The sequence below is a fragment of the Vibrio sp. 10N.261.46.E11 genome (assembly GCF_041472735.1).
GTDB lineage: Bacteria > Pseudomonadota > Gammaproteobacteria > Enterobacterales > Vibrionaceae > Vibrio.
This window is the reverse complement of record NZ_JBFRQW010000062.1, coordinates 38,978-47,421: the sequence shown is the minus strand read 5'-3', so window position 1 is coordinate 47,421 and position 8,444 is coordinate 38,978. Positions and strand designations below refer to the sequence as shown.

The window sequence follows — 8,444 nt, the reverse complement described above, 5'->3', positions numbered from 1 at the left end:
ATAATATATAAATAGTTCAAGATTACTTAATAACAAATCTTTAAGGATTGAAGTTAAAGAAATAAAGTGATTTGTAACAAGTAAACATAAAACTAAGTAATCAAAAAAACACAACTCTTAAGTTGTGTTTTTTGGTTTTGGCTCTTCGTTTTTTTGTTTTGATTGAATGCTTTCAATTTCTTTTCTAAGTTCTTCAATCACTCTTTTTTCTTCTTTTTCATAGTCAAAAAATTTAGTCGTTACCATAATTTTAAATTCCTTTTCTTGCGTTGTTTTTTAGTTGGTTCTGGCTCGTCTGGGTTTAGTTCTGGATCGTTTTGAGCTTCGAAACTGCAAGATTTTTCTACCGTCATAGCAAAATTTTCTTTGAGTTCTTGATCTGACACTTGATCAGAAAGAAAATAGTTTTTAACGTGTTCAATTTCAAAATCGTTAAGCTTGCGATCTCCAAGAACTTCTTTAAATTCGTCAATAGTAAGACCTTGAAAATTACTGTTTTCAGAAAGTGAAATGTCAGTGATTGAAGCTGTTTTTTTATGCTTATACCAGTATTTAATTTTGTTCTTTATATACTCTTTGTTGTTTGAATTTACTTGAACAGATTGCCAACCATTTTTAATCTGCTGTTTCGTCATTAAATCAAGGCTTTTACTATCTGACTTGCAGACCATTTGACCATTTTTAAATTGTTTAAAAACAAAGTTATTTTTATCATTATCAAGATAAAAATATGTGTTTCCGTGCTCGTCATTCCATTTTAACAAGCCAGAACGTTTAATTTTTGCCTGTTTCGGATTTATCTCGCTGTTTGCGTGTAGTAGTTCCAGACGTTCAAAAAAGTCCTTGTAACGCTCTAAAAAGCTCTTTTTTGTAATGTTTGGACTGTTGAAGTCGTCGAGACTGAAAGACTTGATAAGCTTGTTCTTGTCGTTTTTGACGTTGAACACCATATTTTTATTCTTGTCTAGGATTGGTTGAATGTTCGATTTTTGAAGCGTCTTGAAAAACTCGTTGGAGTTTTTAGACTGGTTCAGATTGTAGATTATGAATTGAGTTAGTAATTTCAGTAATTCTAATTCGTTCATATTTGAGTTGTATATAAATGATTTCATTTGTTCACCTCCATAGTGTTGAAGTAAAAAGTTTTAGCTCATATAACTACATAGAAGCACATTTATGAAAATATCAAAGTATTTAGAACTAGAATATTTATTTTTGTCAATAGATAAACGGATTAAAAATTGCCATATCAGAGATGAGCTTGCGATTTTAATGAGCGTCAAATCGCTTTGAGCGATTTTCTACGCATAGATCTATTCGACGTAGGAGAACAAACACATCTCAAAGTGAATGAGTTCACGAGTTTCACTATCTATATATAAAGTCTCTTATTAATAGTCTATATATAGGGGGGTGATATGTCGGTATTTGAAGGGGGGAGTAAGTCGGCATTCAAGGGGGGGAGTATTTCGGAGGTATAACGATATTGAATACAATTATTTTTATAATTAGACTTGAGTTAATTTATTTTAATGATATTCGTATAGTTAGAAAACAAAAAAGAGCACTTTGTAAAGCACTCTATTTTTTGAAAGCAAGGAGACAAACCCTTTTTTATTAGTAGTTAAATATTCGACCAGATAACTATAGATAAAATAACTTGAGTATTAATTTTTGTCAATACCATTTGGTTAGTCTCCATTAATTTTTAAGGAGACTTTTTAATGTCAAAAATATACAAAATAAGAACACCAAGAACTACAACACTACAAAGCACGGAAGAAAACACTTATAACTACTATTACAGTGATATTTCACTAACCGCTAAAAAGCTTTTCTTTATATTGATCGGAAATGCTCAATATTCATACTTAGACAATAATCAAGAGAATGACTTTAAAATCAAGGTTAGTAAAATCAAAAAACTCTTTAATAACTCAAAAAAAGGTTTTGATTTTTTTCTTGAACACTTAAACGAATTAAAATCTTCAAACAAAATTTTGTTCAATTCTATCAATAGAAATGAGATCGAATACTCGATTGTCGAACATACCGATCTAATAAAACCAAATCAAGATAAATCAGAAATTGATACATATTTCAACGTCTACGACATTATAAAGTGCAGAAGTGAATTAAGTTTATTTTTAACAATTACAGGTTCGAGACTGAGAACAAGTAAGCATAATTATAGAATAAACATTAGAACTATTTTCAACATAATGAAATTAAAACAATCTACAAAAAACGAAAGGAAAGAGTCAAAGAAATTAATAATGAATATTTTGAAAAATGACAAAAACGGATTTAATTTTGAGTATAAAGATTATTGTTTTAGTTACTCGTTGAAACCAGTTGAAACACAAGAAAAACCAGAAGTTACAACGAATAAAGAGACGAAAGCACAAGAGAAGCCAGTAACAAAAGCGGTAGAAAACGAGCTACAACGCACAGAGAGCGAAGAAACGGGTTTCAATGGTCTTAGTGCTTGGCAAGGAGCTTTAAAACGTCCAGAAATTGATTTTGAACTGGAAGCGGAAACGATTTTTGAAAATGAGAAAACAGAAGAAGAGTTGTTAGACGAGTTAGATTTTTAAAGCTTTGTTTTTGTCTTTCTTGTTCTTGTCTTTTTTCTTCTTCAAGACAGAAGTAGAGACTTGTTTATTCGAGCTATGAAGCGGTTTTCTGTTAGCTGCTTGATACTGACTAGCAAGCTCATTGCTTGAAGTTTTGAACTTGTTTAACAGTCTATCACGCTCTCTTTTTTGTTGTTCGTCGCTTGGTTCATAAACTCGATAAGCTCTTGACAGAATTTCATCAGAGGCTTGATTTTGCTTTAAGCTATTGAATAAATGCTCTTTTTCATTTTGACTAAGAAAGTCTTTGTTGTCTTCTAAAAAGTCAGTAATTTTATAAGCGTTTTCTTTGCCATTCCAAGACTTTGGAGTTTTTGCAGTAGTTAGATCAAAGCCTTGTTCAAGCATTTCTTGATATTTTGTTTCGCTTGGTTTTGTGAGATTAGCAAACCAACCAACCGATTTTTTAATATCAAGATTAATCGCCTTTTTCGTTGATTTTGTTGGCTTTTTTGGTTCTTCGCTAACGAAACTAGACTCTTCAATCAAAGACTTTTCAAGCTCTTTTTCAGCTCGTGCTTGTTTTAAATTTTCTTTCTCCTTTAGCTCTCGGTAGTCGTCAACGAAAAGCTTGAAAATCCCGTCTTTATTCTCATTCTGTTCAGCTCGTTTTTTCGCTTCAACCTCGTCATAGTAATCCATCATTTGTTTTTGATATTGTTGAATTTTTTTGGTTTCTGCGTCAGCGAATTTATCAATTTCATTTGATTTTTTCGGTAGATTTGAAATGTGAGACTTTGACGGCTTTTTGACTGACTTGTTAGACGTTGAAGCCGTTTGTTTTGTCGTAGGGGCTTTGTTTTTAACGGTTTTAAGCGTTGTTTGCTTTTGCTTGTGTGTCCCTTTGACAGTATCAAACAAATCATTAAAACGCTCATTTAAAGCTTTTGCGGTTAGACTTTTACGGTCAATTTTGCTTCCTGAAGAATAAGCTAACTTTTGATCAGTTTTAGGATCGACAAGTGCAAACGAAACACCTTTAATACTTCCGTGTTTGTCTTCAGTTAAGTTCATTTTTATGTTGTTAGCGTCAAGCAGTTTCAAAAAATGATCGCTATTCTTGGCGTTTGTAGTTGCGTATTTAACTTGCTTTTTTAGCTTGTTCCAGTGCTGTTGCTTGCTCGTGTTTCTCTCTTCAAGCTTCAAAGCTCGTTCGAGATTTGCTTTGTGTTTATCTTCGTCAATGTCGCCTTTTTCAAACTTTCTTTGACTATCAAGCTTGATCTGTTTTGCGATCTCCTCAAAAGTTTTTCCGTTTTTCGCTCGTGCTTTATGGCTTTGCTCATTGCGCAATTCTTCAGGAACATTATCACCAGTAAGAACTAGCTCGTGTTTACGTTCTAAGCTTTCAGCCACTTCTTTGTAGCGTAAAAAATTACCTTTTAAGTCGCTGAAAACGAAATTGTTTGAGAGTCTTGGAAGAACAAAATGAAAGTGCTTTGTTCCACTATCGTTTTGAAGAACACAAAGAAAAGGAGTATTGTCAAAGTCTGGTGTAGTTTCTCGCAACCCTTGGATTGCAAGTTGTCTCAACTCCTCGTCAGATTTGTTTATGTGATCTTCTGCGTCGAAGCCGCAAACAATGTGAGAATACAAACCTGCATCTGATCGTTGTTTTTTCGCTTCTCGATTGTTTAAGACTTTGTTCATAAAGTTATCTTTAAGAATAGAAACAAGATCGGGATCGTTGTTGAAAATTCCGTTTTCATTACTAACAATTAACGTTCTAGCGTCATAATCATTTTCATTCTTTGAATTAAGAACGTAATCAACTGTATTTTTTAAACTGGTTGTTGAATTCGAGTTATGCAGAACTTCGTAAATCATAATTTCTTTCCAGCTCTACATCTTCAAAAATCCCCTCTTTTATAGAAAACAATTCAAGATTGTAATTTTTTTGTTGAAGTGTTTTTGTATGATAGTTGTAATGATTTAGTTTATTTTTCTTGATTAATTGAAGGTAGGCTTGATTAAATCCAATTCCTTTGTTATTCATTATTTCTTCAATACGTTTTCTATATTTGTTTTTGATATTCCTTTCAAAATTGAAGTAACTAATAAAATTCTTATCAAAAGTTTGGTCGTGATTATTTATTTCGATAAAATCAACAGGGCAAGTTTTTAATAAATGTAGAATATATTCAGAATGAGTTGTTTTTTGACTGTCATTCAAAACTCTTGAAGTGTCAAACTTTAGCTTTTTTGATTGATAAATGCGATTTTTTTCTTTCGTATTCATTCGTAAGTTTATCAATGCTTTGGCGTTTGGTTCTTTGATATTTGGACGTTCAACGTCTAAGATTATGTTTGAAAGAACTTTGTTTATTTTATTCAGAACTTGCTCAATAAATAATTTTTTTGTGCTATCGTCTATATTCTTTAAGAGAAAGCGATAATAACTTTTATAAAGTTCTAATGTTTCTCTGTCCTTTTCACTAACAACAAAAACTGTATTGAGTTCAAATTCAGCAATATAATTTGATAATGATTGAATGTTTAAGACTTTTTGCAAATGCTTAATTTCACAAATAACTTCATTATTTGCTTTAACTTTTATTCTTACGTCTGTTTCTCTTCTCCTCGTCGTTTTCACTATTGCTTTCCTCCTTTCTCTTTTCGAAATATGCACCCGTCGAGGGTTGCTATTTCAAACTAGACAATAAGCTAAGAGTTTCTCGAAGCTATACCACGTAGTGCAAGTTTAGATAGGGGACCCTATCTACTACCTTGCCTCTTTTAGCTATCGTGTAGTTATATTTATTATTATATCTTGGATTTTGAGAACTCAAAATTTTAGAAATCTTGAAAAGAAAGAAAGCTTTTACTTTATGTATTTTTAAAATTATTTTATGCGAAATATTATTTAAAAATTGTGTGGTAGGGTTTGAGAAACGAAAAGCCACACTATATAAGTATGGCTTTATTGATTTTTAAAACTAGTTATTAACTTCTCAATCAATATTTGAACTATAAGGAAGAGAGTTAATGTAATTTATAACTTTATCTATGTCTTTTCCTTCAATCTTTGGAACTTTAATAGACTTCAATTTATTTCCTTTTGGTTTCCTACCATAAGAAAATAAATACCTATTTGCAGTAATACATTTTGCATAAAATAACTTTTCTTCAGTACTCATTTCTCTTTTCGGAGTCAATACTGAAACATCGCTGTTCGGAACAAATTCATCAGTTGAGACGTATGAGTAACTATGGCTACCTTCGCCATTCGTTGACACGAAAAGAGAGCCTTTGGGAAAAATCTTATCTTCTGACACAGAAGACTTAGCGATATAGCTACGTAATGTTCTTGCTTGTGTAGCAGCAGGGCGAATATACATTATGCTATTTTCAAACGTTTTATCTTTCTCTTTTAATCCTGTAGCTGCTATGCCATTCGTAATATCAAATATTTCTTCAATCCGAATGGTCTTGCTAAGGTCTGGAAGATTAGCTTCTTTTGTTTCTTTTTTCGGTTTATCAATGCCTTTGTATATGGTTAAGTCGACGCCAGAAACCCATTCAGGTATTTGATCTAAGTTAGGTACTAAGAGGTTTTTCAGAGTCCTATTAGCCTGACGCCCGTAGCTATAACGATACTTGTTTGCTCGAATGCAAGCACAATAGTAAAGCTTCACTTCGTCACTCATTGCTATACCGTCTTTAGGTGTTAAGCAATAAATATGATAGCCAGTATAATACTCGTCACATTGAAGAAAGGCTTCCAATACAGATCCGCCTAAAGAAACTGTAATTGATCCTTTAGACATTTTTTTAATACCAGCTAATTCTTTAACTTTTGCTGAAACACCGTTGTTTTTTGCTGTTCTAGAGATGAAGTTTACTCCATCGGACTTTTGAACCAGCTTATTCAAGTCCAAGCTATTACCATACTCAATGTTAAATAACTCTTGTAATTCAACCATTATTTTTCCTCATTGAGTATCTTGAACATTGCATAGTTCTTGACTAGATCAACAAAGCTTTCTTCTGTAATTGTAGAGTAATCGGTTTCCATATAGGCTTCTGCAATCCACTCACTATCACCGTCAACATATGCAGTTACAGACTCACCAGCGTGAACTTCGTTATTGTTGTAAGCTTCTAACCAACGAGATTTTATATCTTGCCATTTGTGGTTTAAATCAATGCGTCCCATATGTTTCGTTTTGATATAGCCATCTTCACGCCAGTAACCAAACCACGTTTTTTTGTTTGTGTCTTTGTGCGGCTTATGTGCTTCAAACACAACGATACAAGTTACCGTTCCAACTGGGTAGAAAAGCTCGCTAGGCATCGACATAACGGCTTTTAAAGTGTGCTTTTCTAGTATCTCGTGTTTTGCTTTGTTTGGGCTTATAACGCAACTAACGGGAATAATTGCGACACCAAGACCACCTTTTTCAAGAAGGTCTAGCATTTCTTTTACAAAGTAGAGTTCGTGCAGCTCTGCATCGCTTTTTGATTGAGCATAAGGAGGGTTTAGCAAACCAATGTTTGGTCTTTTAACACCCAAAGCAGGATCGGGAGCTGTAATAGCTTTCTTTAACGTTGGTTCGAAACAACTACTTTGGTGTAAGTTTGCTTTGCCGTCACCTCGTAAAATCATATTGCTTGCAGCTAATGCAAACATTTTAGGGCTGTTCTCGATACCGATCAGACGGTTCTTTTTAATGTCTAAACGTTCTTCTTCAGTCATCGCTGTTTTCAGCATTCGGTGCATTGCTGAAATCAAGAAGCCACCAGTGCCAGCACAGATATCTATAACCGTATCTTTTTTAGTAATGTTGGCAATATCGCAAAATAGTTCTGTTACGTGCCTTGGAGTCAAGACAATGCCAAGAGCTTTCTTATCTCCAGCTGTGTATTTTAAGAACTCACCGTAAAAATGACCAACAACGTCAAAGTTGTGATAAACGCTGATAAATGGCCAGACATTATCGTTGATTTCTTTGATCACTTCGTAAAGAACGCCTTTCGGATACTTTTTAGCGATTTTTGCATCAGGTTTACCTAGATTTGGCTGTCCAGCAACAGCCGCATAAGGTTGAAGCATTGTGTCTTTTTTAGCCTTGGGAATGTCAGCTTTATCAAGTTCGTCTTTGATAGCTTCTAGCCATTTTCTAGGCATATCCTCCGAACTGTAATATTGGAATGAATTTAAAAATGGTTGGTTCATTAATGCAATCAACGTTCCACTAACTAGCAAAGGCTTATCTTCTTCTGAAATCTTCGCTGCTGTCCAGATTAGTTCGTGGAGATCTTTCGCAAACGCTAACAGATCGCTATGACGTTTTCTTTCAACCTGTGGGTCGAAAGAAGCTAAACGGTAATAGTCTTCAAATGAAAGAATATCGTTTACTTCAATACCATCTTCATTGGTTAAGACTTTGTGATCTTTACTTCCACAAGGTATTAAGTAGTTAGATACTTTTGTATAGTCTTCTGACGTGCCGCTAACAGCCAAAGCTAGAACAGTGAAGTCTTTTGATAGATACCTTGCATAGTGCAATACACCGTCAACGGCATAGTCTTTTGGTTTGTCTAAATCAGGGCTTTCGTGATACTTCGTGTCAGCTTTACACTCAACCACGATTAGGAAGTTAGGATCTGACTCCCAAGTGATAATAAACTCTGGGTAGCCGCCTTTGCCTGTTTTTGCTTTACTTGCAGATTTTAAGAGGGTTTGAACTCGCTTGATTTGCGATTTTTGTTCTTCAATGACTACGCCATTGTCGGCTTCATAGTAGCCGTTTTCTCTCAACTTCTCTCTTACATAGTTTTCGGTAATTCTTTCATTTGCCACAAGTA

Annotated in this window: 7 protein-coding genes; 1 reads left to right on the top strand and 6 read right to left on the bottom strand. The window is 33.8% G+C overall.

The annotated features are described in order from the left end of the window. Positions 1–117: 117 nt before the first annotated feature. Together AB4407_RS18750 and AB4407_RS18745 are read right to left on the bottom strand one after the other, a co-directional pair. On the bottom strand, positions 118–246 hold the full coding sequence (locus tag AB4407_RS18750) for a hypothetical protein (protein WP_372121609.1): 129 nt from the start codon (positions 244–246) through the stop codon (positions 118–120). Continuing rightward, entirely contained in the window at positions 240–1,112 is an 873-nt protein-coding gene (locus AB4407_RS18745) for a hypothetical protein (RefSeq protein WP_372121608.1), read from the bottom strand. Before AB4407_RS18745 ends, AB4407_RS18750 begins: the two co-directional genes overlap by 7 nt. A gap of 612 nt (positions 1,113–1,724) precedes the next feature. Between AB4407_RS18745 and AB4407_RS18740 the strand changes: the two genes are divergently transcribed. Continuing rightward, positions 1,725–2,597, top strand: coding sequence for a hypothetical protein (locus AB4407_RS18740; protein ID WP_372121607.1), 873 nt, complete (start codon positions 1,725–1,727; stop codon positions 2,595–2,597). Here the strand turns inward: AB4407_RS18740 and AB4407_RS18735 are convergent. The 4 genes from AB4407_RS18735 to AB4407_RS18720 form a co-directional block, all read right to left on the bottom strand. Further along, the gene (locus AB4407_RS18735; RefSeq protein WP_372121606.1) at positions 2,586–4,463 is read right to left on the bottom strand and encodes a relaxase/mobilization nuclease domain-containing protein; all 1,878 of its coding nucleotides are present in this window, start codon (positions 4,461–4,463) and stop codon (positions 2,586–2,588) included. The genes AB4407_RS18740 and AB4407_RS18735 overlap by 12 nt on opposite strands. Next, positions 4,441–5,229: a hypothetical protein gene (locus AB4407_RS18730; RefSeq protein ID WP_372121605.1), complete on the bottom strand. Its 789-nt coding sequence runs from the start codon at positions 5,227–5,229 to the stop codon at positions 4,441–4,443. The genes AB4407_RS18735 and AB4407_RS18730 overlap by 23 nt, the downstream gene beginning before the upstream one ends. 358 nt (positions 5,230–5,587) lie before the next feature. Further along, the gene (locus AB4407_RS18725) at positions 5,588–6,559 is read right to left on the bottom strand and encodes a restriction endonuclease subunit S (protein WP_372121604.1); all 972 of its coding nucleotides are present in this window, start codon (positions 6,557–6,559) and stop codon (positions 5,588–5,590) included. Beyond that, complete coding sequence (locus tag AB4407_RS18720; protein WP_372121603.1) at positions 6,559–8,439, bottom strand: class I SAM-dependent DNA methyltransferase; 1,881 nt, start codon at positions 8,437–8,439, stop codon at positions 6,559–6,561. The genes AB4407_RS18725 and AB4407_RS18720 overlap by 1 nt, the downstream gene beginning before the upstream one ends. Positions 8,440–8,444 lie beyond the last annotated feature (5 nt).

Bases quoted from the DNA above. Each gene is read 5' to 3' on its own strand.
- AB4407_RS18750 (WP_372121609.1), bottom strand. From the start codon at position 246: ATGGTAACGACTAAATTTTTTGACTATGAAAAAGAAGAAAAAAGAGTG.
- AB4407_RS18735 (WP_372121606.1), bottom strand. From the start codon at position 4,463: ATGATTTACGAAGTTCTGCATAACTCGAATTCAACAACCAGTTTAAAA.
- AB4407_RS18740 (WP_372121607.1), top strand. From the start codon at position 1,725: ATGTCAAAAATATACAAAATAAGAACACCAAGAACTACAACACTACAA.
- AB4407_RS18725 (WP_372121604.1), bottom strand. From the start codon at position 6,559: ATGGTTGAATTACAAGAGTTATTTAACATTGAGTATGGTAATAGCTTG.
- AB4407_RS18745 (WP_372121608.1), bottom strand. From the start codon at position 1,112: ATGAAATCATTTATATACAACTCAAATATGAACGAATTAGAATTACTG.